The following is a 26,295-nucleotide window of genomic DNA, read 5'->3' on the forward strand; positions in this document are numbered from 1 at the left end:
TGCGCCGAGATGCCCAACGAGACATAGCCTCTATTGACAACATGCAATGCGTTTGATTGAAGTGGTCTTACCACTGTCATTCCAGTTGAATGTGACCCATGCTTGCTCAAAGTGAAGACCTGTCCGGCGCTGAGAAGGTATTTGCCTTCTTCCGTAATGCGCTGCTCGACGGGACCCTAAAAACAGGAGAGCGATTGCTGGGCGAGCGCGAACTGGCGCTCAAATTGGGAGTGTCGCGTCCGCTACTGCGCGAGGCCTTGCGCTCGCTGTCCATGCTGGGTTTCCTCGATATTCAACATGGCCGCGGCGCTTTCGTGCGCCATGCCGAGATCTCGGTGCTTTCGGATTTTTTCACGTTCAGTTTGGCCCAGCAGCCTGACATTCTCGATGACGTGATGCAGGCGCGCATCGCCATCGAATGCCAGGCGATCAGGCTTGCATGCGACCGCGCAAGCGAGACCGATCTCAAGGGTATCGGCTCCAAGCTGACACGGCTGATGGACACGCTGCATGACCCTGCCGAGGGTGGCGCGGCTGATTTCGCTTTCCACCAGGCGATAGTCGACGCCAGCCACAGTGAGGCTCTGAACACGCTCTACCGCGCAATTGGCGACCTTCTGCGCCGCAGCCACATACAGCGCCGTGAGGTGACGATCTCCGAGCCCGGCGTCATCGACTACCTGGTCGACGCACACCGCGAGGTCTTCCTGTCCATCGTCGACAGGAACCCGGATGCAGCCGACCGGAAGCTTCGTGAACATTTCGCCATCGGTGACGCATTCCGTCGCCGGAGCCTGATCTCGGCCTTCTCGAGGAGGCCGGCGACCTAACCAAAAGCATGAAACCAATGGGAGGAGTTACAACATGCTGCACAACAGAATTCTAAGTGTATTGACCGGCGTGACCATCGCGCTCGCTGCCACGACTGCCGCGCAAGCCGCCGAGCTGCGTTACGCCCATGTCGGCGCGGAAGGCGATATCCAGACGATATATGCCGCGCAGGCGGCACAGGGCATTGCGACCGCAACCAACGGCGATGTCACCGTTACGGTCTATCCGGCCAGCCAACTCGGTGGCGTGGCCGAGATGGTGGACGGGGTCCGCATGGGCTCCATATCGATGGGCCATCATGACTTCGCTTCGCTTGCCCGTCTTGTCCCTGAGGTGGCGGTTTTCAACGCACCGTTCATCTATCGCGACGGCGCGCATGCGCTTGCGGCAACCGATCCGGACACGTCGCCGGCGCTCCAGGCCATAAATGAGAAGCTCGTGGCGCAGGGCATCCGCATCGTCGGCCGCATCTATCGCGGCGACCGGCACATCTCTTCGAACTTCGCCGTAAAGACACCGCAAGATCTCGCCGGCAAGCCTTTCAGGGCCGTGCCGCTCGAGCTTTGGGTTTCCATGGTCAAGGGTTTCGGCGCCATTCCGACCCCCGTTGAGGTCGCGGAACTGCCGACTGCGCTGATGACGGGTGTGGTCGTCGGCCAGGAGAACCCGCTGACCATGATCGCTTCCAATAACCTCAACGAGGTCCAGTCGCATCTGTCCATGACGGGCCATATGCGTGCCGTGCTTGCCGTCTTCGTCAATGAGGATGTCTGGCAAGGACTTGGCGAGGAACAGCGCGCTGCCATCACGAAGGTTCTCGATGATGAGGCCGAGAAGTCGCTGAAGATGGCAACCGAATCCGAGGCCAAGCTGGTCGAAGATCTCAAGGGCCGCGGCATGACCGTCATCACCGAAGCAGACGGCCTCGACGTGACCGCCTTTCGTGAAAGGGTCGGTGCGCAGATCACCCAGGACTTCCCGAACTTCACGCCGCTGATCGAACAGATCGCAGCGGTCAAGTAACACGATCGCACCGCATGGACGCGGCTCCCGCCGCGTCCTGCCTGCTGTTCCAGAAATGGGAGATACGAGATGCGCGTGCCAGAACGCATCCTGACGGTCATTGTTGTCGCCGTCATGGTGGGGCTGATAATCGTTCCGACCGCTCAGGTCATCATGCGCGGCGTCTTTACGCTGCCCTTCATCGGCGCGGAGGAGCTGACGCGCTTTCTGCTCATTTGCCTTGTCTTCCTTGCCTATCCGCTGGTGATCGAGCACGGCGAGAACATCGTGATGGGAGAATTCAAGGCGGCCATGCCCAGGAAACTGCGTGCTGTGGTGAACTTCACGATCTCCATCAGCGCTGTTGCGATCACCGGTTTCATCGCCTGGGTGACGGCGGCAAATATTTCCAGGAACCTCGCAAACGCGACGCCGACGCTGGGCATCCCCTTCTGGATATTCCTGGGCGCGACGCTGTTCGGTTTCGCCGGGGCCACTCTCGTCCACCTCGTCCATCTGCGGAAACCACCGCAGGCCGACACGAACATCGCGATCTGAGGATCGATTGACATGGGCTTTCTCGTCGTCGCCACCTTTCTCGCGCTTTTCATGCTAGGCTTCCCCGTTGTCTACGCCATTCTGTTGCCCTCGATCGCCTACATCCTCATCGAAGGGCTCCCGCTGGGACTGCTGGCCCAACGCATCACCTATGCGCTCGACTCCTTTCCGCTAGTCGCCGTCCCCCTCTTCATCTTCGTCGGCAACCTGATGAACCTCTCGGGCATAACGGATCGTATCTTCCGTTTCGCCTACACGCTGGTCGGGCGGGTGCCGGGCGGTCTTGCCCAGGTGAACGTCTTCGGAAGCCTCGTCTTCTCAGGCATGTCCGGTGCGGCCCTCGCCGACATCGGCGGGCTCGGCCGTATCGAGATCGACGCCATGAAGAAACGCGGTTTCGATCCGTCCTTTGCCGGTGCGGTAACCGCGGCTTCCGCCACGCTGGGGCCGATCTTCCCGCCTTCGATCCCGCTTATCGTCTACGGCTCGGTCACGAGCGTATCGATCGTCCAGCTTCTCGTCGCAGGCATCATGCCGGCTATCGCCTGCACGATATTGCTTATGCTCACCGTGCTGATCGTGGCTATCCGGCACGGTCATCCCCGCGCCGAACGCCGGCCAACCTTCGGCGAGGTCGTGGCCGCACTCCTGCCGGCGCTTCCCGCGATCGTCGCTCCGGTCCTCATGGTGGCGGGAATGACGGCCGGTGCCTTCACGCCAACCGAAGCTGCCGCGATCACGGCAGTTTATGTCATCTTCATCAGCGGCGCCTTCTACCGGGAATTGACGCTCGCGCATCTCTGGAACTCGGCTGTTCTGACAGCCCGCAGTTCCAGCGCGATCCTGATCATCGTAGCCTCGGCTGCACTTTTCGGCTGGATTCTCGCCGTCGAACAGGTGCCTCAGGTTTTTGCAGCCACCTTGCTCGACTGGTCGAAGGACCCGTTGATGCTGCTCATCATCGCAAACCTGATCTTCTTCATTGCCGGGATGTTCCTGGACTCGACAACGGCGACCCTGCTCCTGGTGCCGATCATCGCACCGCCATTGGTTCTCGCAGGCGTCGATCCGGTCCAGCTTGGTATCGTGACGATCTTCAATCTGATGATCGGCCTGCTGACGCCGCCCATGGGCCTCTCGCTGTTCCTTGTCTCGGACATCGCGAAAGTGTCCATAAAACAGCTGCTGAAAGCCCTTCTGCCCTTCTACATTCCGCTGCTGACCACGCTTGCCATCCTGACCTTCGCCAAGGATTTCACGCTGTGGCTGCCGCGCATGATCGCTCAATAATCCCAATCCGTGGAGATATCCCCTATGCGCATCGTCATCGGCTCGGACCACGCCGGCTTTGCCCTCAAGGCCACCATCGTCGACCATATCAAGTCGCTCGGCCACGAGGTTCACGACGCCGGCTCATACGACCCGAACCCCGTCGACTTCCCCGATATCGCCAAGATGGTCACATCCTCTATAAATGAGGGGAAGGCCGAGCGCGGGGTCATGGTTTGCGGCACCGGCGTCGGCGCGTCGATCGCTGCAAACAAAGTCAAGGGCATCCGCGCTGCCGTCTGCCACGACGTCCATTCAGCACACCAGTCGGTCGAGCACGATGACGTCAACGTCATGTGCATCGGCGCGCAGATCGTTGGCGCCTGGCTCGCCAAGGATCTGGTCACCGCATATTTGCAAGCGGAATTCTCGACAGACGAGGATTTCCGCCGGCGAGTACGCAAGCTAGCCGAAATGGATGAAGCTCGGAAGTGACGGCCTTCAAGCAGCCCTCGCCCTTCCTAAACGATGCGGCGGAATTGAAAACAACGCCGCCGCATGGGACCACCTAGTTGGCTGGCGCGTGGTTGATCCCCGCATCGGTCCATAATCGCGCGGGCGAGGATCACCGCCCTACCATCGCCGCCCAGCTTCCGATTGCAGCACAGCGCCTGTCGGCCGCGCGCACCCCTGGAAGCGCCTCACTGATACCCTGAGTATCCGATTGACTCAAAAACATACGAACCATATATGGTTCGTATGTTCACTAAATATCAGAGACACCCATGGGCCTCGTGAAAATCGACGACGACCTGCATGAGGAAGCCCGTCGGGCCAGCACAGTGATGTGCCGGTCCATCAATGCGCAGGCCGAGTTCTGGATGAAGATCGGCATGCTGGCTGAAGCCAATCCGACCTTGTCCTTCAACGAAATCGTGAAGGTGCAGTTCGCGACTGCGCATGTGAGTGTCGCGGATTTAGCGGTCGCCTAACGTGGTAAAGACCCCGGACGAACTGGCGCTCATGCGCGTATCGGGCAGGATGCTGGCGTCCGTCTTCGAGATGCTGGACGGGCAGGAGCTCGTCGGTATGTCGACATTGCAGGCCAACGATCTGGTCGACCGCTTCATCACTGTGGATCTTGCCGCACGTCCAGCCAGCAAGGGACAATATGGCTTCAAATATGTCCTGAACTGTTCGATCAATCATGTCGTTTGCCACGGCGTGCCGGGTCCGAGCGAGATCATCCGCGACGGCGACATCGTCAACTTCGACATCACGCTCGAAAAGAACGGCTTCATTGCCGATTCGAGCAAGACCTACCTGGTCGGCAATGCCCCGCCCGCCGCGAGGCGGCTGGTGCGGGTCGCCCAGGAGGCGATGTGGAGAGGCATAAGACAGGTCCGGCCCGGAGCACATCTGGGCGACATCGGTTTCGCGATCGAACGGCATGCCAAAAGGAACGGCTATTCGGTTGTACGGGAATATTGCGGGCATGGCATCGGCCGCGAGATGCACGAGGAACCGCAGGTGCTGAATTTCGGACGGCCGGGAACGGGCTTGAAGCTGCGCGAGGGCATGGTCTTCACCATCGAGCCGATGGTCAACCAGGGCACCCGCAAGGTCTCGACGACAAGCGACGGATGGACGGTCGTGACCAACGACCGGAAGCTCTCCGCCCAATTCGAACATACGGTCGCCGTCACGAGAACTGGCGTCGATGTCTTGACCCTGCGCCAAGACGAGACGCCGATGCTGGAAAGCAGGGCGTGATCATTGGTCCGTACCTGCCTTGGGTGGGCAGCAACTAGCACCTCTGGTTTCACGCAGCGGCAGCGATCAAAGTACGCGTGTATTCATGATTTGGGGCTTCCCAGATCGTTTCTGTGCTGCCGCGTTCCAGGATCTTGCCGGAACGCATCACCATTACTTCGTCGGAGATGTAGCGAACGATCGCAAGGTCATGGGAGATGAACAGGTAGGTCAGCCCGAGCTCGTGCTTCAGGTCTGCCCGCAGGTTCAGGATTTGCGCCTGGACCGAGACATCCAGGGCCGAGGTTGGTTCGTCGCAGATTACCAGTTCCGGGCGCAGGATGAGAGCGCGCGCGATCGCAATGCGCTGTCTTTGGCCACCGGAAAACTCATGTGGCAGACGATGGATGGAATTGTATGCCAGGCCCACCTGCTCGAGTGTCTCGCGAATACGCCTGTGACGCTCGACACTGGATGAATTGCCGTTGGCTTGCAGCACTCCGCCAAGGATCGTGCCCACCGAATGACGAGGATTGAGAGAGGCGAACGGGTCCTGAAAGACCATCTGTAGCCGTTTGCGATGGGGTTGCATGGCCCGGCTCGACAAACTGGACAGGGAGTCTTCGCCTAGAACGATCTCACCTGAAGTGGACCTGACGAGGCCCATGATTGCGCGGGACAAGGAAGACTTGCCGCAGCCGGATTCTCCGACCAGCCCCAGCGTGCGCCCCTTCGGAATGGTGAAGGAAACGCCGTCGACAGCTCTGGTTCCCCCATATTGGACAACGAGATCGCGAACCGTCAGTGCGGGTTCGGCAGCTGGAAGCATCCCGGTCGTCGCCGAGACCGCTTGCTTCAGCATGAAGTCGAACTCGCCGTCCGGCTTGCGCACGGCCTGCACCTCGGCAAGGCGGGCCCTGTCGTAGCGCTTGCCGTCATCGAGGCGGATAGACGCTCCGATCAGCCCGCGCGTATAAGGATGGCGCCCGGCCTTGAACAATTCGGGCGACGGCAATGCCTCCATCGCCTTGCCGTGATGCATGATGATTACCCTGTCGGTCCATCGGCTAACCAGCGGCAGATCATGCGAGATCAGCAGTACCGCCATATTGAGCTCGCGGCGCAAGCGGTCGATAAGGCTTAGTATCTGCTCCCGGACCGACGCATCCAGCGCCGTTGTCGGTTCATCCGCGATCAAGAGCTGTGGCTTCAAGGCAATGGCCATGGCGATCATCACGCGCTGACGCTGACCGCCTGTGGCGGCCTCGTCGAGGACGCGCGCTGCCGCGAGTACGATCGCCTCGGTGGCGAAAGCATCTGCATGGCGCTCACCGATTGAGGCGAGCAGCAAGGGGTCGTTCAGCGCGCTTTCGGTCGGAGCGAAATAGAAGGTCCGTTCGCGACTGCCGAGAACCGCTTCGGCATCTTCGGCAATCGCCGCAGTAATGCCGGCAATGACAGTGGTCAGGAAAAGCTGTGCGATAGTCGAGGAGAAGAAATTGCCCCTCGGATGCAACACTTCGGGCCGCACGACTTCTTCAGGTGCGACTTCGACATCATGGAAAATGGTGGTGCCGGTGCCGGTCAGGCGTTGGCCCATCCCGTCCCAGTCGTCGATCAATTCGAGGCCCTTTCGGTCACGCGGCAGGAGGACGCCGATATTGGTTCCATCCTCCAGCGCCGCATAGGTCGAAATCCAGTCGGCGAAAAGTGAGCCGGTTGAATAAAATTTCTTGCCCGACAGGCGATAGCCTGCACCATGCCTGACCAACTTGCTGCTCAGCGGGGATGCGCCGCCGGTCTGCTTGCGGTCAAGCTCGATGCCAGCGAGGCCGATCAGCTCGCCCTGGCTGACCCGCTCGCGAAGCCTCTGCAGAAAGGAATCGGTGGTCGGATATACGACAAGCCGCTCGATCAGCATGAAGTGGTTGCGCCAGATATGAGCGATGTTGCTATCGGCCTTTGCGAGCAAAGGACTGCTCCAGGCTCGCGCCTCCGCCACCTGCCCGCTTGGGCAGTCGGTATGCGCCAAAACGCAGTTTCTTCAGGGTCTCGACGGAATCGAACGGCAGATCGCGACCGGCATCGCGCGCCGAAGCATCCTGCGCAAACCTGGCGAGCACGTCTTCGGGGATGGGACCAGCAGCCCGTTCCCCAATCTCGACCGGCGCAGCAACATTCTTCACGGCGACATTCATGGCTCGGTCCTGTCGGTTGAAACGGCTTCGTGTTCGCTGCCTATTCGGCAGCGATTGCAGCTGTGGCCGAACGTGCGCCAAGAAGTAGCGCCGCCTCTTCGACGGCCTGCGCCGTACGCGCCTGGATTGCTTCTGATGATAAGGTGCCGTCGATGAAATCCCGGTCCGAGGCATAGATCGCAGTCGGCAGAACGAACGCCTCAAAGAACCCGAAAAGTGGCCGCAGTTGGTGTTCGACGATCAGCGAATGACGATCGCCACCACCCGTGGCAGTGAGCACGACCGGCTTGCCGCGCAGCGCCGCAGGGTCGATCAGGTCGAAGAAATGCTTGAAGAGCCCGGTATAGCTGCCCTTATAGGTGGGTGAGCCGACAACAAGAACGTCAGCATCAACGATCGCGCGCAAAATATCCGCAGCATCGGAATCGAGATCACGTTGCCAACGAGCGGTTGCGAGCGACGGGCCGAGGTCCTCGATATCGAAAACATTAGCCGACAAAGCTGATCGCGCGGCAATCGATTTTACGACGTGATCAACGAAACCACGCGTCTTTGAGGGGCGCGTGATATTGCCTGAAAAGCCGACAACGGTGCGATTGGACATCCACAAACTCCCAACACTCAATATCCACTAACTTTATAGACATTGAACATCGGAAGAAGGAACGAAATGCCTTCCTCATCATCCGTTGGGAGAAATTCTTACGGTCTTGGTGGCCCTGACCGATAATAATGCCGGGGGAATAAAGCCTTTCTGCTCAGGCGACGTCGAGTTGCTTCATGAACTTGTCGAGTTCCGCAGGATCCATGCGCACGATGTGTTTTTCCTCGGGATAGACCCCGCTTTCGACATCGGCGACGTACTCCTGGAATGCTGCCACCCTCTCCTGCTGCAAACGCTCATACTCGGCAGCGAAGTTGCGGTAGACCTTGGAGTGGCGCGGCATGTGACCCCGATTTGTGCCGAGGATGTCTTCGGCAAACAGGTACTGCGCATCGCAACCCGTGCCGGCCCCCATCGACAGCATGAAGAGCGAAGTGCGCTTCGAAATGGCTTCGGCGACCTCAACGGGAACCACCTCTATCTCAGCCCCGAAGGCACCTGCGGCCTCAAGCTGCTTCACCGCCTCCATGATTTCCATTGCGCTGTCGGCGGTCTTCCCGACAGCCTTGAAGCCACCGGTCCAGGTCTTGCGCGACGGAATAAGTCCGACATGGCCGACGACGGGAATGGCTTCATCGGCCATTCGCTTGATCGTGGCGTAGCTGGCGCTGCAATAGACGCAGTCGGCGCCGGCCTTGAACATCCTGAACGCCCAGCGAACGAAATCATCGCCGGTGCCGATTTCGAAGAAGTTGTCGCCGGGCATGGAGAAAAGCGTCGGTGCCGCGTCGCGGTACTGAGGGTTCAGGATCAGTTCCGGCGGGATGGACACGATGTCGATGCCTGCGCGCTCGGCAGCCTCGGCCTCCTCGAGCGTCATGACGCGCAGCATCGTTAGCTGGCGCTTGCCCTTCATCTCGCGCAGATCGGCGACGGTCGGTCTCTTGCGGCTTGTACTCATGGTATCCTCATGCGGCGAGAAGTGATTTCAGTTTCGTGTCCGATGCGGCCAGCTTGTCACCCGGCGGCTTCGCGCCCCTGGCAATCAGCATCTCGGCGAGCCGGATATCGCGAGCCACAGCATTGCCCGGGCCAATACCACTGGCCGCGACGAGCCGCCCATCGGCAGCGAGGTGGAAGAGTATGAAAGCATCCGCGCCGACCTCCCGACGGACGGTCGTCACGCCTTCATCGACCAGACCCGCGATCTGCATTGAGAGGTCGTATTGATCCGACCAGAACCAGGGGACCGCGCTATGCTGCTCGCCTTTGCTCAACATGTTTCTGGCGGCAAGCGCGCCCTGTTCCTGCGCGTTTCGCCAGGCTTCAAGGCGGACACGACGACCGCCATAGATTACCAGCGGGAACGAGGCGCAATCGCCCGCAGCGAAGATGTTCGGATCGGATGTCGCCATGGTCTCGTCGACGCGGATGCCATTCTCGACGGCAAGGCCTGAATCGCTTGCTATTTCGGTGTTCGGGACAGCGCCAATGCCCACAATACAAAGGTCCGCCTCGATCCTTGCGCCGTCGACCACCAGCGAGACGGCGCGTGTCGAGTCATCAGCTGTCATTTCGGAAATGGAGACCCCGCAACGGATAACGACACCGCTTCTTCCGTGCGCCTCAGCGATGATATCGGCGATCTCGGCGGGCACGCCGCGCATGAGAATGCGCGGCTGGGTTTCCAGCACCGTGACCCTGCAGCCTCGCATCGACGCTGCCGCAGCAAGCTCCAGACCGATAAATCCCCCGCCGATAATGGCGACGTGGGCGTCGGGACGCAGGCGGGCGCGGATCGCTTCGGCATCGTCGTGGGTGCGAAGATAGACGCAACCGCCGATGCCTTCCGCCATCGGCAGGCGGCGCGGGCGCGCGCCGGTTGCGAGCAGAAGCTTGTCATAGGGAATGACGCGACCGCCGCCGAGCGCAAGCGTTCGAGCATTCCGGTCGATCCTGACGACCTCGCTGGAGAGCATCAGGTCGATACGGGCTTCCAGCAGGCGCGCGGCATCGGCAATGACCTTCGCGCCGATGGCCTCTGCCGCCATTCCGTCCTTCGACAGCGGCGGGCGCTCGTATGGCAAATGCCGCTCGGCACCGATCAGCGTGACCGGACCGTCATAACCTTCTTCGCGCAGCGCCAGCGTCGCGCGCGCGCCGCACTCGCCAGCACCAACGATCACCATGCCGGGCGTCATCGGGACATCTCCCGCAGGCCCGCCTGAGACGTAGACCGGGCAACGATCTTACGGTTATGGATTCGTGCCGTTTCCATAGCCCTTCAACCGATCTGGACCAGAACCTTCCCGGATTCCACCTTCACCGGGTAGGTCTGCAGGTTGACACAGACCGGCGCACCCTTGGCCGCACCGGTCTTGTAGTTGAAGCGGCCATTGTGCTTGGGGCACTCGATGATGTCGTCCATCACCAGTCCGTCGGCAAGATGCACCTTCTCATGCGTGCACAATCCATCGGTGGCGAAGAACTCGTCGTCGGGCGAGCGATAGATCGCGAACGTCTTTCCCGCGTGGTCGAAGCGGATGACATCCTCCTCGTCGACATCGTCTACCTCGCAGGCTTCTATCCATTCACTCATGTCACTATTCCAGGTCGTTGGGAGGAATGCCGGCCGGGCCGGCGGTCTGTCGGGCGGCCTATTCGGCGGCCGCTGGAATCACGAAATTGTGGTATTCGTCGCGATAGGGTTTTGCCGTCGGCGGCAGTTCGCGCTTGAGGTAGAAATCCTCGTAGCGCAGCTGCTTCTTGAGGACCGGCCACACTTCCTTGTAGGCGTGCCAAATCGAAGGGTTTGGCGTCGGAAGGTCGTGCTTGATCATCTCGTGCAGCCTTGGCAGCGCATGATACGGCACCATCGGGAACATGTGGTGCTCGACATGGTAGTTCATGTTCCAGTAGATGAACCGGCTGATCGGGTTCATATAGACGGTGCGCGTGTTGAGCCGATGGTCAACGACATTGTCGGCCAGCCCGATGTGCTGCAGCAAGCCGGTCATGACCATGTGCCAGCTACCGTAGATGCGCGGCAGGCCGATCAACATGAGTGGCAGCCAGGAACGCAGGTAGACCGCCAGCGCCACGGTGGCTATGTAGATGGCAACGTGCCAGCGGGCGGCGACAACGGCCTTGTAGTGCTCCATCTCGGGAATGTAGCTCTTCTCCTCGTCGTTCAGGCCGACAAAGGCCTGCCGGAACAGGCCGGGCAGCGAGTAGCGGAAGTCCAGCAGGCCCGTGAACATCAGCGCGACCTTCAGGAGATCCGGAGGGCGCATCACGGCGATCTCCGCGTCCCGGCCGACGATGATCGTGTCGGTATGGTGACGCGCATGGCTCCAGCGCCACTGGGTCGGGTTGCGCATCAGCATGAAGCTGGCGATCTGATAGACCACGTCGTTCATCCAGCGCGTGCGGAACGCCGTGCCATGGCCGCATTCATGCCAGCGGGAGTCGCTCGACGATCCATAGAGCACGCCATAGACGAAGAAGAACGGCACGCACCACCAGGTGCCCCAGAAATAGATGCCTCCGACTGCAGAGGCCAGGATTGCCGCGAACCAGATAACGGTGTCACGGATTGCGGGACCGTCGCTGCGCTGCATCAGTTCCTTTATGGCCTTGCGCGGCACATCCGTATGATACCACTCGGCCGAAGCCAGTCCGGTTTCAACGGCCTTGCGCGAGCTTTCGCCCACGAGGCTGTAGTCTCGAACCGTCTTTGATGTCGCTGCCGTCATCTCATTCTCCATCTCGTCCTCGGTTGTCCTGCGCTCCTCCTCAACTGCCTGGGGCGTGCGGCACCATGCCGACCGACCTCGGTGTGCGCGTTCAAGCCTCTCCCTGTCATGTACGTCGCTCCAGGGGCACGAAATTGCCCGAAGGAAGCGGAAAATCGGTGTCGGGCTGACGCACGATCGACGCGATGCGCTTTTCCGCATCGGCGATGTCGCCCGCTCCGCTCAGCACGCGCAGCGTCGCGTCGTAGGCGCGCTCCTCGCCATGCTCGAGCCAGATCATCTCGCCGCGCTCGCGTGCAGCCAGATCCCCCAGCACGTGGTGGGTCGAAGGCTCGATGCCCAATGCGTACTGGCCGGCCTGGAAATTCTCCCACTGGTAGGCGCAGGGCAGCTGGTCCTTGCGCGTCACGACCTCAAGGCCAAGGCCGAGCTTGTCGTTCACGATCGCGACCGGAACCGTTCCGTCAGCGGCAGCGGCCATCTCGTGCTGCCACACCTGCTCGCGGAAGTTCATCTGCGGCGCAGGTATGGTGCGATAGCCGACCTTCTGCACCTCGTAGGCGTCGCCGGCATGCCCTGCCCAGACCACGTCGCGGATTGGCGCGAGATAGCGCGACCCTTTGTCGAGCACGGGATAGCTGACATTCACATGGTAGAAGAACATGTGAGGCGTGCGCGAGAACCCGTGGTTCACCACGCGGTCGCAGATGCGGATCTCGTTGCCGCCTACATCCGCCTCGATGCGGCGGATGAGATGCAGGTCCTCGGCGAAGACGGCAGATTGCTGGACGATGCCCTCTGCCCACAGAACGCAGTCGTCGCCGGTCCACGTCTCGCCATAGCCGGTAAGCCGCGCCGGGATTCCGCCGATCCGGCCATGCAGCGAATGGCGTACGGTCTTCTTGCCGGGATAATTGTATTCGTCGGCCGGCACTTCTTCCGGTCCGAGGATGTGGTCGAGACCGCAGGTGGTGAGCAGGCCCGAGAAGGACCGCGCCCAGGCGAAACCGTTCTCGCCTTCATACTCGTGCAGGCCGGGGTGGCGGAAACCTGCCGGCGAATGCCAGCCGATCGCCTTGCCCTGGAATTCGCAGTCGGCAATGTCGAGCGCGCGATCTAGAAGCGCTGTGAAACGCAGGCCGGTGCCGGTGCGGAATTCGAGCATGCGGATGCCCCGCTCGACACCGTCTCCGAGAGTCATCAGACGCACACCGGCGAATTGCGAAAGCATGCCGGAGCGCTCCGCCACCTGCCGCCGCGTCAATGTCTGGCCGTACAGGCTTACCATCAATGCACCTTCGCCTGCTCGGCCAGCGTTGCCGCATCGACCCCCATGATCAGCGCTTCGACGCTCAGGAGGTCCGTGTCGCCGACAGTCTGCTCCGCTACGACCTCACCCCGACGCATCACGATGATCCGGTCGGCGACCTGGAACACATGGTGGATGTTGTGGGTGATGAAGAGCACCGTATGGCCTGCCGCGCGCATTTCCTTAACGAAGCGCAGCACGCCATGCGTTTCCTCGACGCCCAGATTGTTGGTCGGCTCGTCGAGGATGATCACCTTGGCGGCGAATTGCATGGCGCGTGAGATCGCGATCGACTGGCGCTCGCCGCCCGACAGCGTGTTCACGGCCGCATCGGCGTCGAGCTTCTTGGAGATGCCGACGCGCTTCAACAGCGTCGACGCCGCCTGCCGCAGCAAGGGGAAGTCGATCGGGGCGAACACGCCGAGAAAGGGCAGCTTCACCGGCTCGCGGCCGAGGAAGAGATTGCGTGCGATCGACAGGTCGGGCGCCAGCGATGTGTCCTGGTGGATCGTCTCGATGCCCAGTTCGATCGCATCGCGGGCAGAGCGGATCGTCGCCTTCTCCCCCCGGACATAGATCGCGCCGCCATCGGCGGGATGCACGCCGGAGATCGCTTTGATGAGCGTCGACTTGCCCGCGCCATTGTCGCCGAGCAGCGCAACGACCTCGCCCTCGCGGAGCGTCATCGACGCGCTTTTTAGCGCCTTCACGCTGCCGAAGGATTTGCGGATGCCTTCCAGCCGCAGGACTTCCACGCTCATCGCCGTGCTCCCCGCTTGCTGAGCATCGCGTGAAGCACGAGCATGACGAGGATGAGCGCGCCAACGAAGATATTGAAGGCAAGGCCGGGCACTCCGATCAACACGATGCCGTTTCGGATCGCGCGCAGCATGAATGCGCCCACTACGGTCCCGAGGATCGTGCCGTAGCCGCCGGTCAGCGCCGTGCCGCCGACGACCACCATGGCGATGACCTCGAGCTCATATCCCGTCCCTGCCACCGGCGACGCCGCCGAAATGCGAAAGGCGCTGATCATGCCGGCAAGGCCCGACAAGACGGAAGCGGCGATGAAGAGCCCGATCTTAACAGCGTCGGCAGGCACGCCGCGCGCGATGGCCGCATTGCGGTTCGAGCCGATCGCGCTGATCCAGTTGCCCAGTTTCGACCAGTTGAGGATGTAGGCGGCGATCAGGGTCAGGCCGATGAACCAGTACAGCGACACGTAAAGCTTGAACGGCCCGAGCTGGAAGCTACCCGCCAGAAGAGAGACGAAGATGCCAGGTTCGTTCCAGGATTTCAGCGGAAACCCCTGCGTGACGTAGAGCGCCGTTCCGCGCACGATGAGAAGCATCGAAAGCGTCACCAGGAAGGACGAGATGCCGATCTTGGTGACGATGACGCCGTTGACGGCGCCGATCGCAATGCAGACGGCGAGGCCAACGAGAAGCGCGAAGCCGATATCGATGCCCGCCTGCTGTGCCAGCAGCATGACGATGACAGGGCCGAGCGCGAACACCGCGCCGACCGAGAGGTCGAACTCGCCCGCCGTAAGCAGGAGCGTCATGGCGAGCGCCATAATGCCGAGCTCCGGCAGGAACGCCATCATGTTGGAGATGTTGAGCGGCGACAGAAAGTTCGGATTGGCGATCGAGAAGCCGGCCAGAACCACCGCCAGGATGATGAGAGACGTCACCTGGGGCGAGGCCGAAAGGCCTTGCCACCAGTTCCGACGTTCCTCGAGTCTTTCAGTCACTGTCGCCATTATTCAGCCGCCGCTCCCCACGTCATTTGCTGTAGAGCTTGAGGATCGGTTCGACGCTGTCCTTGTCGTACAGGCTGAACGTCTGGATGTCGTAACCGATCGGCTCGCCCGAGGCGGCGAGGTTCAGCAGCGCGACGGGCATGAAGCCCTGTGCGGAAGGGAACTGCCAGGCAGCCGCGTTGAAGTAGCCGGCCTTGACGGCCTCCGCTGTCTCCTTCGAGTTGCCCCAGCCCACGACCGGGATCGAGCCCGCCGCCATGCCGGCATTTTCCATGACCGGCTTTACGGCTGCCGCGACGGAATCGCCCAGCGCGATGATCGCCGGCGGATTGTTGGCGAGCATGTAGTCGCTCATCTTGGCGATGATGCCGGCCGGATCGGTGCCCGCGTCCACGACGTCATAGGTGATCTTCAACGGATCGAAGACGCTAGCGATGCCTTCCGTCTCCAGTTGCTGATAGCTGGCGCCTGGCACTTCGACCGGCAGGAAGACCTTGTCGCCCTCCTTCACCAGCTTGTTGTCGACGAGATACTTCGCCCAGATCACGCCAGCCTGCCGGAGGTCCGCACCTACATAGGCCTGGCGGCCGGTCGCCGTGTCGTCCGTGTTGAAGAAGACAACCGGGATGCCGGCAGCCTTGGCCACCTTCACTTCCTCATTCCAGAGGCCCGGCTGCGCGGATGTCGTGCCGATGCCGTCCGGCTTGGCGGCGATGGCCGAGTTGAAGGCCTCCTTCTGCGCGGCCATGTCGCCGCCTGAGAAGGAAATCTTGCAGTCGACGGCAAGCTGCGTGCACGCCTTCTCGGCTCCTGCATTCCAGTCAAGCCAGAACGCATCGGACGGACCGCCGTGCGAAAGAAGATAGAATGTCTTCTTGCCGTCCTGCGCGCCTGCGACGCCCGTGAAGGCGGCGCAGGCGAGGAGTGCAGTGGCTGCGAGTTTCAGAACGAATTTCATCTTTTCCTCCCTTTACAGACCATTCGACCGGAATTTGCCGTCGAGGAACTTCTTGGCGCGCGGCACGTCGTCCTCGCTCAGATGTTCGATGATGACCGGGATGTTCGGGTGCTTCTCGGCGAGGCGTTGCAGATAGAGGTCGTAGTTGAGCGAACCGAGGCCGGGGGCTGGCAGTTCGATTTCGCCGACGCCGCGGAAGGTGTGGCTCTCGAGCGCGTCCGCATCGCCGATGTCGGCATGCTTCTCGGTCTTGTCGTCGCCCGAGCGCTTCACATCCTTGGCGTGAGCGATCTTGATCTTGTCCGTCAGCGTGTCGAACACCTGATCGAGGATCTGGTCCATGCGATCGATGTTGTGGGTCTCGAAATAGTTGGTCGGGTCCATCAGCAGGCCGAGGCCCGGATGGTCGACCTGGGCGAACATCTTCACCGTCTCTTCGACCGAGCCGACGACATTGTTCACATAGGTTTCGAGCAGGAACACTGCGCCATGATCATAGGCGGTCTGCGAGAGGTCGGCGATGACCTTGCGGCATTCCTCAAAACCTTCCTCAGTCTTGTTCTTCTCGTGGTGAACCCAGTCCGACTCGGTGTTGTAGGTGCCGGTCTCCGAGATGACATAGGGCGTGCCGAAATGGCGCGCGTTGCGGATGATCTCCTTGAGATAGCCAACGCGCTTGTCGCGCTCGGCCTTGTCGGGATGAATGATGTTGGTGTAGCCGGAGATGCAGCAGATCGGCAGGTGATGGTCGCGGAACGTGTCGCGCACCTTCCTGGCCTTGTCCTTCGTGATCTGCCCCGCCGACAGGTCGACATCCTTGAAATGAAGGTCGAGCTGGACGGTGTTGAAATCCAGCTCACGGATCTTCTTGGCTGTCTCTTCGAGGCCGTACGGGAAATATCCTGTGAAAATACCGGCTTGCATCATGGTGTAATTCCTCCCTTGGAAATTCAGTCGATTGCGATTTCGGAAAGCCGCACAGTGCGGCCTTCAGCGATGGAGCGGTAACCGGCCTCGATCAGGGCCATGGTCTTCACATTGTCGGCGACGGTGAGCGCGGGCGCCTCGTCCGATTTCAACGCGTGCTGAAGCTGCTCCATCACACCGATGAAGGCATGCGGGAACCACATCGTCTCCCAGCTCGGCGAAACCCACTCGCCGCCGGTCGTCGTAGCCGATGCATAGCTGAGCGTGGACGCCGTACCCGTCGGCCAGCCGATCGTTCCCTTGGCGGTGCCGAGCGTGCCTTCGACGCGCCAGGTGATGTGCTGGTCGTCCTTGTAGCCCTCCTGGCGCGGACCCGACCACACATCCTCCAGCGACAAAGCGAGCACGCCGGACGGAAAGCGTAGTGTCGAGACGACGATGCCATCCGAATGGTCGAATGTCGTGCGCGGATCCTTGCGCGTCAGCGTGGTGATCTCGTCGGGATCACCGAACAGGAAGCGCAGCGCATCGAGATGATGCACGCTCATGTTGGAAAGTGTCAGCCGGTCATATTCCTCGAGGAAACCCTGCCAGTGCGGGATCGCATGCATGTCGATCTGCGCGAAAACGATCTCGCCGAGCGCGCCCTGCTCGATGATCTGCTTGAGCACGCGCATCGACTGGTCGTAGCGCATGTTCTGGTTGACGGAGAGGATCTTGCCCGCCGCCTTGGCCTCGTCGCGCAGCTTCCTTGCCTCGTCGAGTGACAGCGCCAGAGGCTTCTGCGCGAGGATCGCCTTCACATGCGGCTGCTTCAGCGCGTGGCGGATCAACGCCGGCTGCTGATCAGGCGGGAAGGCCAGATCGATGATCTCGACCTGCGTATCCTCGATCAGTTTCTCAGGCGTGTCATGGACGGTCGGGATGCTCCATCGGTCAGCCACCTTCTGCGCGTTCGCCCTGGTGCGCGAGGCAATGGCGACGACCGGGAAGTCCGCTTCCTTATAGGCGGCAAGATGGCACTCGGCCATGATCATGCCGGCGCCGATGCACCCGATCCTGAATTCCTTTGCACGGACTTTGACGTCCGGCTCGAAGCCACCATTCGCTGAGCCATTGGCATTCGCCATTCGATCCTCCCCCTCGATTTTTCCCACGGCCTGGCTCATCGCTGAAGCGCGCTCCCATCGCTTGCGAAACGGTGGACGCGCGCAGCCTCGCAGGACAGCGCGACCATCGCGTCGGGCCGGATGTCGGGCTGGCCACGCACCAAGGCACGCACCCGCGACGACCCGGCATCGACCGTCACCACCGTATAGCCGCCCAGCGGCTCGACCTCGTAGACCTTCGATGGCGGCGTAGCAGCACCCTCGCTCCAGGCTGCGACCTTGATGTCTTCGGGGCGCAGGCCCACCTCTGCAATCTCGCCACCTCCGGCAAGGCCGGGCACGGCGATTGCGCCGCCGGCGACGTCGATCGCACCGGCGCGTGGCTGCGAGGGCAGGATGTTCATCATCGGCGAACCGAGCAGCCGGGCGACATAGACACTCGCCGGGCGGTCATAGATGCCGCGCGGGGTGTCGATCTGGCGGATCGTGCCGGCTTCCAGAATGGCCATGCGGTCGGCGACCGACATCGCCTCCTCCTGGTCGTGGGTGACGTAGATCAGCGTCTTGCCGAGCTCGCGCTGGATGCGCTTCAGCTCGACGCGGGTTTCCTCGCGCAGCCGCGCGTCAAGCGCGGAGATCGGATCGTCCATCAGATAGGCGACCGGATCGCGAACGAGCGCCCGGGCGATTGCCACGCGCTGGCGCTCGCCACCGGAAAGCTGTGCCGGCGGCTTGTGCAGGATGTGGCGGATATGGAGCTTTTCGGACACCTGGTCGAGCTTGCGAGTGATCTCAGCCTCGGGAACACGCCGCTCGGCCAGGGGAAAGCGAATGTTTTCGGCCGCGCTCATATGCGGGAAAAGTGCGAGGTTCTGGAACACCATCGCCACATTGCGCTCGGCCGGCGAAACCCGATTGACCGGGCGCCCGTCGATCAGGATTTCGCCCGCATCCGGCGTCTCCAGCCCGAGGATCAGGCGCAGGATTGTCGACTTGCCCGACAGCGGCGGACCGAAGAAGCAGAAGAATTCGTTGTCCTCGACCGTAAAACTGGCGTCGGACAATGCGACCGTCCCGCCATAACGCTTGGACACGTTGCGAAATGCGATCTCAGCCATGACGACCTCCGACGGCCTTGCCGGTTGCAACATCGAAGATGCGCACGGAGGCGGCATCAGGGGCGAGCACCATCATTTCGCCCACCGCGACGCGCAAATTATTGTCGAAGACCGCCTTCACCGCGCTGCCACCCTGCCCCATATGCACGATGGTACGCGCACCGATGCGCTCGACGAAAGTGACCGGCAGCGTCAAACCCTCGCCATCTTCGGCGATAGCCGCCTGCTCCGGCCGGAAACCGTAGAGCACCGTGGCATTGGACCGGCGCAGCGCGGCCGCGAGATGGTCGGGCAAAGGCGGCGTGACACCTAGCGGCCCCAGATCTACGACCAGCCCGCGATCGCTTTCGGCCGGGCGGCCGGGGATCAGGTTCATGCCGGGCGCGCCAATGAACTTGGCGACGAAGACATTGGCGGGGTTGTTGTAGACCTCGATGGGCGTGCCCACTTGCTGCAGCACGCCATGGTCCATCACCGCGATGCGGTCGGCCATCGTCATCGCTTCAAGTTGGTCATGCGTGACATAGACCATGGTCTGCCTGAACTCGCGCTGGAGGTGCTTGAGTTCGGTGCGCATGACTGCCCGGAAGGCGGCGTCGACATTGGACAGCGGCTCGTCGAGCAGGAAGATCGCTGGCTCCATGATGGCCGAGCGCCCGATCGCCACGCGCTGGAGGATGTTCACCGAGAGACGGCCGGCGCGGCGGTCGAGGAGCGGCGTCAATTGCAGCAGTTCTGCAATCGCACCGACGCGGCGGTCGATCTCGGCCTTCGGCTTGCCATGCATCCTCGGCCCGTAGGCGAGGTTCTGGCGAACCGTCATGTGGGTGAAGATCGCGTAGTTCTGGAAGACGAAGCCGACCCCGCGGCGCCCCATCGGCACACCCGTCATGTCGCGGTCGCCGAAGAGGATGCGCCCTTCGGTCGGCTCCTCCATGCCGGCGATCATGTTCATCGTCGTCGACTTGCCGCAGCCGGAAGGGCCGAGCAGCGCCATGAACTCGCCGTCGGCGATTTCGAGGTCCATGGTCTTCAGCGCGGTGAAATTGCCGAACGTCTTGACCAGGTTCTGGAGATGGATCGCGCTCATGCCCGCACCTCGCGCACCGCGGCCATGCGCTTCATGGCAAAGACCGTAGCGATGGAGAGCACGATGAGGATGGCGAGCGCGATGGCCGCGACATAGCCCCAGATCAGGTCCTGCGTGGTCACCTTGTAGATGTAGACTGAGATCGTCTCGGTCGCGACGCCCGGGCCGCCACCAGTCATGATGTAGAGCGTGTCGAAGATCTTGAAGTTCTCGATCACCCGGATCGCCAGCGCGATGATGATGATCGTCTTCATCTTCGGCAGCACGATCGTGGTGAAGCGCTGCCATGGATTGGCCCCAAGCAATGTCGCGGCCTTGATCTGATCCTGCGGCACGCCGACGAGGCCCGCGAGAAGGATCAGGAACATCAACGGCGTCCACTGCCAGATATCGGCGATCATGACTGCGATCAGCGCCAGCGTCGGATCCGAAAGCCATGCGATGGCAACGCGCGTGCCGGTCAGCGTCGAGAGAATGTCGTTGAGCGGCCCTCCCGACTGGAACAGCATGAAAAACATGTAGCCGGCCACCGCCGGTACCACCATCATCGGCATCAGCAGGATGGAATAGAAGAAGCGCTTGCCGGGAAAGTCGTCGGCAAATAGCGTCGCCAGGGCGAGCCCGAGCAGGAACTCGGCCGGCACGCAGACGACCATGACCACGGCGGTGCGCCAGAGCGCACCCCAGAAGCGGTTGTCTGACGCGAGATCGGAGTAATTGGCGAAGCCGTTCCATAGCTCCCAGGCGCCCCACCAGTCCAGGCCGGAGAGCGGCGACCAGTCGGTCAGGCTGATATAGAGCTGCATCAAAAGCGGGAACACCGCGATGAACAGAACAAGAATTTGCGCGGGCAGCGTCAGCCGGAAGCCGAGCCGTGCGGACTCGTCGTGCCTGTTTATTGCCGCCTCCGGCGTCGACTTCGCCATGGCAGCCTCCGATGCGGTCAGGGCGCTCATTGCTTCAGCGCTCCGAAGGTGAGCCCGCGCACGAGGTGGCGCTGGATGGCGATGCCCATGACGACCGGCGGGATGGCTGCGATGAGACCCAGCGCTGCCTTGGCGCCATAGAGCTGGCCCGTCATCGAGGAAGACAGCGAGGCCATGTAGACCGGCACCGTCACCCATTCGCGCGTCGTCAGCAGAAGCGCGATCAGATAGTCGGACCAGTTCAGAATGAAGACGAAGAGAGCAGCGGACGCGAGCGGCGCGCGCATCATCGGCAGTGTGATTTTTGTGAAGACGCGCCAGCGCGAGCAACCTTCGACAAGGCCCGCCTCCTCGATCTCGCGCGGCATGTCGTCGAAGAAGGTCTTCATCAGCCAGAAGGCGAAGGGCAGGGTGACGATGCCATAGACCAGCGCCAGGCCCCACCAGGTGTCGGTGAGGTTGAGGAAAGCCCACATGATCATAACCGGGATCATGACCGCCATCGGCGGGAAGAGACGAAGCTGCGTCAGCGCCAGCGGCAGGTTCTGGCCCGAACCGAAACGCGACAGCCCATAGGCTGCGGCCGTGCCGGCCGCCATCGCGATCAGCGTACCGAACGTCGCAGATAGCAGCGAGGACAGGATGGGCTTCATCGCAGTCCTGTCCAGCGCGACGATGAGGCTGGAATCCGACTCGCCGAAGATGAAGCGGAAGTTGGAGAGAGTCGGCTCCTTGGGCCACCATGTCAGGGCAGTTCCCGTCGCGGACCACTCGCCGATCGGCTTGAACGCCATGGACACCATCCACAGGATGGGTACCAGGGTCACGCCAAGCGCCAGCAGGATCGCGGCATAGCGGAAGATTTCGAAAGGGACTGAACGCTTCATCTTGCGGTTTCGCTGGAGTGGCTTGTTGCTGAGGGGGAGGAACCTTCGTACCTCCCCCTCATTGGTTCGGCTTGGGAGGATCAGCCGATCGGATCGGTAACTGTCGGCCAGGCTTCCTTGTTGGTCTTGATCGCCTCGAGAAGCTTGTCCTCGCCGGTGCGGCGGGCGATGCGCTTCCATTCGCGCTCGGTGTCGGCCATGGCCTGTTCCGGCGTCTTCGCCTTGGTGCATGCGGCGACGAGGTTTTCGTCGAGTGCGTTGTGGAAGGCGGTCGCGCCCGGGTAGTTGATCGAAGGCACGGTGCGCGCCACCGTCTCCCGCACGACATCCATGTGGTAGTCATGATAGGTATGGCGCACCAATGGATCGGCAAAGTCCGACAGGCGGAACGGATCAAAGTAGCCGCCCGGGTTTGCAGTCATCCAGGCATAGATGCGGGCCGAGCCGACCCACTGCAGGAAGAGGTAGCAGAGCTCCGGATTTTTCGCCTGCGACGAGACCGAGGCCGACAGGTTGAGCCAAAGGACCGAGCGGCTGATCAGCTTGCCATCGACCTCTCGGCCGGGCGGCAGCATGGAACCGATCTTGCCGGTGACCTTTGAGTCCTTGTTGCCCGGGTTGTCGAGGAATTTCGGCAGGTTCGAGAAGGCGCAGGTCATGGCCGCGCCGCCATTGGCGAAATTGCCGTACTGTTCCGGCCAGCCCCAAGACACGGCGTCCGGCGACTTGTAGGCGAGGGAGTCGACATATTCCTTCGTCGCCATGATTCCGGCTTCGGAATTGATCAGCGGCGCGCCGGCGTCATCGAACAGGAACTGGTTCGGGTTGCCCATCGAAACATAGCGCTGATACCAGTTGGTATAGCCCCAGCCTTGGTTGCGGATATCCGTCGAGCCGAGCAAGCCTTTGTCTGGCCGATGGAAGAATGTCCCGATCTCGTCGAGCTGTTTCCACGTCTTCGGCGGCGCGAGGTCGTAGCCGTATTTGTCCTTGAACGCCTTCTTCTCGGCTTCGTCGCCGAACAGGTCGGTGCGATAGACCCAGGTCTGGAAATCGCCATCGAGCGACACGCCATAGGTCGAGCCGCGATACTGATTGAGCAACGAGACGCCTTGGGCGCCATTGACGTAACCGGTCTTGGGATCGTCCCACTCCGGCTTGTGCTTGGCGACGAAATCGTCGAGCTTCAGGATGCCGCCGGTCTCGGCGAGGTCGCCGAGACGGTTCCATTCCACGGCATAGATGTCATAGGCCCCACCCTTGGTGGAGATGTCCTGCATCGTCTTGGTGAATTCCTGGCCGTTCGGAACGCCGACGATCTCCAGCGTGATGCCTGTCTCTTTCTCCCAGAGCTCCTTGATGGACGGCGCACCCGCCGGAAACGGCTGGGTGAGCTGCCCGATCGAACCATCGGAAAGGCCGAGCACGATCTTGTCGGCGCCGGCTGCCTTAAGCGCCTTGGCCGCCTCGACCGCCCTGCCCTCGGGCGTATCGGCTCCGTACTGATAGCGCTCGGCGCCGTCGAAGCCCGTTGGCCCCCCGATCATGCCCGGCGAAAGCGCGTCCGCCGCATAGGCGCGGCCCGGACGAATGAACTTCGGCGCAATTCCCACCGCACTCACCCACAGTGCGGCCTTCCCCCCAGACGCAAGCAAGCCGCGTCGCGAAATGCGAACCAGATCTGACATTGATTTTCCTCCCAGTGGACCATGTCGGGCCCAATATGATGAATATTGACGTTCACAAATGATGATGTCAACATCAAATCAACTCATAACACATCATATCTAGGATCTGGATAAAAACTATTGCGGAATCAGCGGCCTCCCGCATCGCACCATCTACCCTTCGCAGTCGCGATGATGGCTTTTGATGCACTTCCCCGATTGCGCTTTTCACTTCATTCGACGGCAAAACGCCGCGCGTCGCTTGCAAGCACCGCCAGTGCGGCTACATCAATTTCAATCAGATTCGCCCATCGCCGGGGCGGTGAAGCAGGGAAATGACATGCGTTCAACCCTCATAGACGTTGCCCGGGAGGCGGGCGTTTCCGCAGCGACAGTGGACCGCGTCCTGAACAATCGTCCTGGTGTACGTGTGCGGACGCGCGAGATCGTCTTCGATACGGCCCGCAGGCTGGGCTACATTGCGGAGGTCAAGCCCATGTCGGCACACCGAGCTGCGGACACGATCCGACTCGACTTCGTACTGCCGGTGGGCACGAATACCTTTATTCGGAAACTGAACGAGCAGTTGGGCAGTCAGGCCGCTCTTCGGCCGGACATTGACGTACGTATTCATGCAATCGAAGGGTTCAACCCCGACACGCTCGCCCAGACGCTGCGCGACCTGCACGGCCATACCCAAGGCGTTGGCCTTATCGCCCTCGACCACCCGACGGTGCGCGAGGCAATCCGCGAATTGTCGACCAACGATATAAAGGTCGTGACACTGGCGACCGATATTCTGCACGTACCGCGCGTCGCCTATGTCGGGATAGATAATCGCCAGGCAGGACGCCTTGCCGGACATGTCGTCGGACGCTTGCTGGGGACGGAGGCGCCCGGAAAGGTCGCAATGTTCGCGGGCTCCCTGTCCTATCGCGGCCATCAGGAGCGCGAAATGGGCTTTCGCCACATCCTCGCCGAAGAGTTTCCAAAGCTTGAGATCGTGGAACTGCGCGAAATGGGTGACGACCGCGAGCGCGCTTACTCGGAAGCCACCACACTACTCGACCGCCACCGCGACCTCGCAGCCATCTATAATATCGGCGCCGGCAATCAAGGCATTGCCCAGGCAATGCGCGAGCATAACAAAGAAAGTGACATCGTCTTCATCGGCCATGAATTGACCGAAGGCACGAAGCGGTTTCTCCTTGACGGCACGATGGATGCAGTGATCGACCAGAATCCACGCGTGGAAGCTCGCGAGGCGCTGAACATTCTCACCCACTCTGTCCGGGGACTGCCTTATGAAGGCCACCCTCCACGCCTGCATCTGATCCTCAAGGAAAACATCCCCGAAGTTTGACCTCTTCCGGGAAGTTAATCCGGTCAATGACGCAAGGCGGCCGTGCGAACCCGCTGTTTATTTCTGCGTATCGGCGCGCCAACAAGCCACGCACAGGCAACAGGACTTCTTGAACGGTGCAGTCGAAAAGCCGCACAAAAGTTTCGCCGCTTGCGACCGACCAGCCATCCAGCCCCTGCCCGACTGACAGTGCAAGCCAGACCACAATGGGCAACGGTGCAATCAGGAGAGCAATAGCGATCAAGGGCATTTGCGACAAAGCCCTTTAGAACCTACGCCACGACGCGCTCGCTGCCGAACACGCCCTGCTCCACGACGAAACGCCGGCAATGCTCGATGAACGCCTGCACTGTCTGGGTGCGATGTTCGGCGTTCGGCAGGGCAACGCCCATGGTGAGCGGCCGAAGATCGCCTGCCAGCGGCACGAAAACCAGCGGCTTGCCATCCGGGGCCAGCGTATTGAGAGGCCTCATATTGGCGATGCCGTAGCCGAAACCATTGGCCACCATCGAGCGCATGACGGCGATGTCGCCCGTCCGCTCGGCGATGTAGGGCCTCAGCCCCTTCTGTTGAAAAGCCGATAGAAAATATTCTCGGCTGAAGGGCAGATCCAGAAGCACCATTGGTTCACCAGCGAGCTCTTCCGGCGTTATCGACGCCTTGCCCGCAAAGCGATGTCCCGGCGGCAGCATGACATAGGCGGGGACCAACATCAGCGGCTCGAAGGTCAGATCCTGTGAAAGCTCGAGATCGTATGTCAGCGCGAGATCGACTTCGCCACGTTGTAGCATCTCGAGAAGCTGGCCCTGGTTGCGCTCGAATTGCCTGACCCGCACATCCGGATAAGCGTGCTCGAACTTGGTTCGCAATGCCGGCAGGACGATCTGCGCGAAAGTCAGCAGGCATCCCACCGCCAGCGGACCGCGCACCCTTTCGGCGATGTCGCCAGCGATATCGTGAAGGGCATCCGCATCGTTGAGCAGGCGCGCGGCTTCCTTCAGGAACACGCGCCCGCCCGCCGTCAGCGACAGGCCATGCGAATGTTTGCGAACAAAAAGCTGGATGCCGAACTCGGCTTCCAGCTGGGCGATGGATGCGGAAATCGACGGCGGCGAGACATTGACCTGCTCGGCCGCCTTGGCAATGCTGCCGGCTTCGCCGACGGCAACGAAATATTCCAACTGTCTGAGCGTGAAGCGTAATGGCATGG

At 61.5% G+C, this 26,295-nt stretch carries 27 protein-coding genes; 8 read left to right on the forward strand and 19 right to left on the reverse strand.

The window, feature by feature from the left end:
* Positions 1–98: 98 nt before the first annotated feature.
* The 7 genes from G6N74_RS12110 to map all read left to right on the forward strand — a co-directional run bounded on the left by G6N74_RS12110 (position 99) and on the right by map (position 5,433).
* Positions 99–830, forward strand: coding sequence for a FadR/GntR family transcriptional regulator (locus G6N74_RS12110; protein WP_165117579.1), 732 nt, complete (start codon positions 99–101; stop codon positions 828–830).
* Between the two features lie 34 nt (positions 831–864).
* Complete coding sequence (locus G6N74_RS12115) at positions 865–1,854, forward strand: TRAP transporter substrate-binding protein (protein ID WP_165117581.1); 990 nt, start codon at positions 865–867, stop codon at positions 1,852–1,854.
* A 69-nt stretch (positions 1,855–1,923) separates the two neighbouring features.
* Positions 1,924–2,391, forward strand: a complete 468-nt coding sequence (locus G6N74_RS12120) for a TRAP transporter small permease (protein ID WP_165117583.1) — start codon at positions 1,924–1,926, stop codon at positions 2,389–2,391.
* 12 nt (positions 2,392–2,403) lie between these two features.
* Positions 2,404–3,681: a TRAP transporter large permease gene (locus G6N74_RS12125; RefSeq protein WP_165117585.1), complete on the forward strand. Its 1,278-nt coding sequence runs from the start codon at positions 2,404–2,406 to the stop codon at positions 3,679–3,681.
* A gap of 24 nt (positions 3,682–3,705) precedes the next feature.
* Positions 3,706–4,155, forward strand: a complete 450-nt coding sequence (gene rpiB, locus G6N74_RS12130; protein ID WP_165117587.1) for a ribose 5-phosphate isomerase B — start codon at positions 3,706–3,708, stop codon at positions 4,153–4,155.
* Between the two features lie 290 nt (positions 4,156–4,445).
* Entirely contained in the window at positions 4,446–4,652 is a 207-nt protein-coding gene (locus G6N74_RS12135; RefSeq protein ID WP_165117589.1) for a ParD-like family protein, read from the forward strand.
* A 1-nt stretch (position 4,653) separates the two neighbouring features.
* The gene (map, locus tag G6N74_RS12140; protein ID WP_165117591.1) at positions 4,654–5,433 is read left to right on the forward strand and encodes a type I methionyl aminopeptidase; all 780 of its coding nucleotides are present in this window, start codon (positions 4,654–4,656) and stop codon (positions 5,431–5,433) included.
* Positions 5,434–5,482: 49 nt separating this feature from the next.
* Here map and G6N74_RS12145 read toward each other — a convergent pair whose 3' ends face one another.
* From G6N74_RS12145 to G6N74_RS12230, 18 genes are all read right to left on the reverse strand, one after another.
* Positions 5,483–7,384: a dipeptide ABC transporter ATP-binding protein gene (locus G6N74_RS12145; protein ID WP_165117593.1), complete on the reverse strand. Its 1,902-nt coding sequence runs from the start codon at positions 7,382–7,384 to the stop codon at positions 5,483–5,485.
* Positions 7,365–7,610: a hypothetical protein gene (locus G6N74_RS12150; protein ID WP_165117596.1), complete on the reverse strand. Its 246-nt coding sequence runs from the start codon at positions 7,608–7,610 to the stop codon at positions 7,365–7,367. Before G6N74_RS12150 ends, G6N74_RS12145 begins: the two co-directional genes overlap by 20 nt.
* A 40-nt stretch (positions 7,611–7,650) precedes the next feature.
* Entirely contained in the window at positions 7,651–8,214 is a 564-nt protein-coding gene (gene msuE / locus G6N74_RS12155; protein ID WP_165117598.1) for an FMN reductase, read from the reverse strand.
* Between the two features lie 154 nt (positions 8,215–8,368).
* A complete protein-coding gene (locus tag G6N74_RS12160) occupies positions 8,369–9,175 on the reverse strand; it encodes a 3-methyl-2-oxobutanoate hydroxymethyltransferase (protein ID WP_165117600.1) in 807 nt (268 codons plus the stop codon).
* 7 nt (positions 9,176–9,182) lie between these two features.
* A complete protein-coding gene (locus tag G6N74_RS12165) occupies positions 9,183–10,415 on the reverse strand; it encodes an NAD(P)/FAD-dependent oxidoreductase (protein ID WP_165117602.1) in 1,233 nt (410 codons plus the stop codon).
* 83 nt (positions 10,416–10,498) lie between these two features.
* Entirely contained in the window at positions 10,499–10,813 is a 315-nt protein-coding gene (locus tag G6N74_RS12170) for a MocE family 2Fe-2S type ferredoxin (protein ID WP_091910889.1), read from the reverse strand.
* Between the two features lie 58 nt (positions 10,814–10,871).
* Positions 10,872–11,969 (reverse strand): fatty acid desaturase family protein, encoded by a 1,098-nt coding sequence (locus tag G6N74_RS12175; protein ID WP_165117604.1) that lies wholly within the window; start codon positions 11,967–11,969, stop codon positions 10,872–10,874.
* A 106-nt stretch (positions 11,970–12,075) separates the two neighbouring features.
* Entirely contained in the window at positions 12,076–13,257 is a 1,182-nt protein-coding gene (locus G6N74_RS12180) for an aldose 1-epimerase family protein (protein WP_165117606.1), read from the reverse strand.
* Entirely contained in the window at positions 13,257–14,039 is a 783-nt protein-coding gene (locus G6N74_RS12185; RefSeq protein ID WP_165117608.1) for an ATP-binding cassette domain-containing protein, read from the reverse strand. The genes G6N74_RS12180 and G6N74_RS12185 overlap by 1 nt, the downstream gene beginning before the upstream one ends.
* Positions 14,036–15,040 carry an ABC transporter permease gene (locus tag G6N74_RS12190; protein ID WP_165117610.1) on the reverse strand — a complete coding sequence of 335 codons (1,005 nt, stop codon included), beginning with the start codon at positions 15,038–15,040 and terminating at the stop codon, positions 14,036–14,038. The genes G6N74_RS12185 and G6N74_RS12190 overlap by 4 nt, the downstream gene beginning before the upstream one ends.
* A 22-nt stretch (positions 15,041–15,062) precedes the next feature.
* Positions 15,063–15,998 carry a sugar ABC transporter substrate-binding protein gene (locus G6N74_RS12195; protein WP_165117612.1) on the reverse strand — a complete coding sequence of 312 codons (936 nt, stop codon included), beginning with the start codon at positions 15,996–15,998 and terminating at the stop codon, positions 15,063–15,065.
* 12 nt (positions 15,999–16,010) lie between these two features.
* Positions 16,011–16,925, reverse strand: coding sequence for a sugar phosphate isomerase/epimerase family protein (locus G6N74_RS12200; protein WP_165117614.1), 915 nt, complete (start codon positions 16,923–16,925; stop codon positions 16,011–16,013).
* A 23-nt stretch (positions 16,926–16,948) separates the two neighbouring features.
* Positions 16,949–18,055: a Gfo/Idh/MocA family protein gene (locus tag G6N74_RS12205; RefSeq protein ID WP_165117616.1), complete on the reverse strand. Its 1,107-nt coding sequence runs from the start codon at positions 18,053–18,055 to the stop codon at positions 16,949–16,951.
* 35 nt (positions 18,056–18,090) lie between these two features.
* On the reverse strand, positions 18,091–19,152 hold the full coding sequence (locus G6N74_RS12210) for an ABC transporter ATP-binding protein (protein WP_165117618.1): 1,062 nt from the start codon (positions 19,150–19,152) through the stop codon (positions 18,091–18,093).
* The gene (locus G6N74_RS12215; protein WP_165117620.1) at positions 19,145–20,242 is read right to left on the reverse strand and encodes an ABC transporter ATP-binding protein; all 1,098 of its coding nucleotides are present in this window, start codon (positions 20,240–20,242) and stop codon (positions 19,145–19,147) included. Before G6N74_RS12215 ends, G6N74_RS12210 begins: the two co-directional genes overlap by 8 nt.
* Complete coding sequence (locus G6N74_RS12220; protein WP_165117622.1) at positions 20,239–21,198, reverse strand: carbohydrate ABC transporter permease; 960 nt, start codon at positions 21,196–21,198, stop codon at positions 20,239–20,241. Before G6N74_RS12220 ends, G6N74_RS12215 begins: the two co-directional genes overlap by 4 nt.
* Positions 21,195–22,055 carry a carbohydrate ABC transporter permease gene (locus G6N74_RS12225; RefSeq protein ID WP_165117639.1) on the reverse strand — a complete coding sequence of 287 codons (861 nt, stop codon included), beginning with the start codon at positions 22,053–22,055 and terminating at the stop codon, positions 21,195–21,197. Before G6N74_RS12225 ends, G6N74_RS12220 begins: the two co-directional genes overlap by 4 nt.
* A gap of 80 nt (positions 22,056–22,135) precedes the next feature.
* A complete protein-coding gene (locus tag G6N74_RS12230) occupies positions 22,136–23,743 on the reverse strand; it encodes an extracellular solute-binding protein (RefSeq protein WP_165117641.1) in 1,608 nt (535 codons plus the stop codon).
* A gap of 319 nt (positions 23,744–24,062) precedes the next feature.
* On the opposite strand from G6N74_RS12230, the gene G6N74_RS12235 reads away from it, so the two are divergent.
* Complete coding sequence (locus G6N74_RS12235; protein WP_165117643.1) at positions 24,063–25,085, forward strand: LacI family DNA-binding transcriptional regulator; 1,023 nt, start codon at positions 24,063–24,065, stop codon at positions 25,083–25,085.
* 272 nt (positions 25,086–25,357) lie between these two features.
* On the opposite strand, the gene G6N74_RS12240 is transcribed toward G6N74_RS12235, so the two are convergent.
* Entirely contained in the window at positions 25,358–26,293 is a 936-nt protein-coding gene (locus G6N74_RS12240) for a LysR substrate-binding domain-containing protein (RefSeq protein ID WP_165117646.1), read from the reverse strand.
* Between the last annotated feature and the right edge of the window lie 2 nt (positions 26,294–26,295).

This window comes from Mesorhizobium zhangyense (assembly GCF_011045115.1).
In the GTDB taxonomy this organism is placed as follows: Bacteria; Pseudomonadota; Alphaproteobacteria; order Rhizobiales; family Rhizobiaceae; genus Mesorhizobium_M; species Mesorhizobium_M zhangyense.

Excerpts from the sequence above, each read along its gene's own strand:
- G6N74_RS12185 (WP_165117608.1), bottom strand. The coding sequence starts at position 14,039 with ATGAGCGTGGAAGTCCTGCGGCTGGAAGGCATCCGCAAATCCTTCGGC.
- G6N74_RS12210 (WP_165117618.1), bottom strand. The coding sequence starts at position 19,152 with ATGGCTGAGATCGCATTTCGCAACGTGTCCAAGCGTTATGGCGGGACG.
- msuE (WP_165117598.1), bottom strand. The coding sequence starts at position 8,214 with ATGTCCAATCGCACCGTTGTCGGCTTTTCAGGCAATATCACGCGCCCC.
- G6N74_RS12195 (WP_165117612.1), bottom strand. The coding sequence starts at position 15,998 with ATGAAATTCGTTCTGAAACTCGCAGCCACTGCACTCCTCGCCTGCGCC.
- G6N74_RS12200 (WP_165117614.1), bottom strand. The coding sequence starts at position 16,925 with ATGATGCAAGCCGGTATTTTCACAGGATATTTCCCGTACGGCCTCGAA.
- G6N74_RS12235 (WP_165117643.1), top strand. The coding sequence starts at position 24,063 with ATGCGTTCAACCCTCATAGACGTTGCCCGGGAGGCGGGCGTTTCCGCA.
- G6N74_RS12170 (WP_091910889.1), bottom strand. The coding sequence starts at position 10,813 with ATGAGTGAATGGATAGAAGCCTGCGAGGTAGACGATGTCGACGAGGAG.
- G6N74_RS12125 (WP_165117585.1), top strand. The coding sequence starts at position 2,404 with ATGGGCTTTCTCGTCGTCGCCACCTTTCTCGCGCTTTTCATGCTAGGC.
- G6N74_RS12120 (WP_165117583.1), top strand. The coding sequence starts at position 1,924 with ATGCGCGTGCCAGAACGCATCCTGACGGTCATTGTTGTCGCCGTCATG.
- G6N74_RS12230 (WP_165117641.1), bottom strand. The coding sequence starts at position 23,743 with ATGTCAGATCTGGTTCGCATTTCGCGACGCGGCTTGCTTGCGTCTGGG.
- G6N74_RS12240 (WP_165117646.1), bottom strand. The coding sequence starts at position 26,293 with ATGCCATTACGCTTCACGCTCAGACAGTTGGAATATTTCGTTGCCGTC.
- G6N74_RS12215 (WP_165117620.1), bottom strand. The coding sequence starts at position 20,242 with ATGAGCGCGATCCATCTCCAGAACCTGGTCAAGACGTTCGGCAATTTC.
- G6N74_RS12160 (WP_165117600.1), bottom strand. The coding sequence starts at position 9,175 with ATGAGTACAAGCCGCAAGAGACCGACCGTCGCCGATCTGCGCGAGATG.
- G6N74_RS12165 (WP_165117602.1), bottom strand. The coding sequence starts at position 10,415 with ATGACGCCCGGCATGGTGATCGTTGGTGCTGGCGAGTGCGGCGCGCGC.
- G6N74_RS12205 (WP_165117616.1), bottom strand. The coding sequence starts at position 18,055 with ATGGCGAATGCCAATGGCTCAGCGAATGGTGGCTTCGAGCCGGACGTC.
- G6N74_RS12180 (WP_165117606.1), bottom strand. The coding sequence starts at position 13,257 with ATGGTAAGCCTGTACGGCCAGACATTGACGCGGCGGCAGGTGGCGGAG.
- G6N74_RS12150 (WP_165117596.1), bottom strand. The coding sequence starts at position 7,610 with ATGAATGTCGCCGTGAAGAATGTTGCTGCGCCGGTCGAGATTGGGGAA.
- G6N74_RS12220 (WP_165117622.1), bottom strand. The coding sequence starts at position 21,198 with ATGAGCGCCCTGACCGCATCGGAGGCTGCCATGGCGAAGTCGACGCCG.
- G6N74_RS12190 (WP_165117610.1), bottom strand. The coding sequence starts at position 15,040 with ATGGCGACAGTGACTGAAAGACTCGAGGAACGTCGGAACTGGTGGCAA.
- G6N74_RS12135 (WP_165117589.1), top strand. The coding sequence starts at position 4,446 with ATGGGCCTCGTGAAAATCGACGACGACCTGCATGAGGAAGCCCGTCGG.
- rpiB (WP_165117587.1), top strand. The coding sequence starts at position 3,706 with ATGCGCATCGTCATCGGCTCGGACCACGCCGGCTTTGCCCTCAAGGCC.
- G6N74_RS12115 (WP_165117581.1), top strand. The coding sequence starts at position 865 with ATGCTGCACAACAGAATTCTAAGTGTATTGACCGGCGTGACCATCGCG.
- G6N74_RS12110 (WP_165117579.1), top strand. The coding sequence starts at position 99 with ATGCTTGCTCAAAGTGAAGACCTGTCCGGCGCTGAGAAGGTATTTGCC.
- G6N74_RS12225 (WP_165117639.1), bottom strand. The coding sequence starts at position 22,055 with ATGAAGCGTTCAGTCCCTTTCGAAATCTTCCGCTATGCCGCGATCCTG.
- G6N74_RS12175 (WP_165117604.1), bottom strand. The coding sequence starts at position 11,969 with ATGACGGCAGCGACATCAAAGACGGTTCGAGACTACAGCCTCGTGGGC.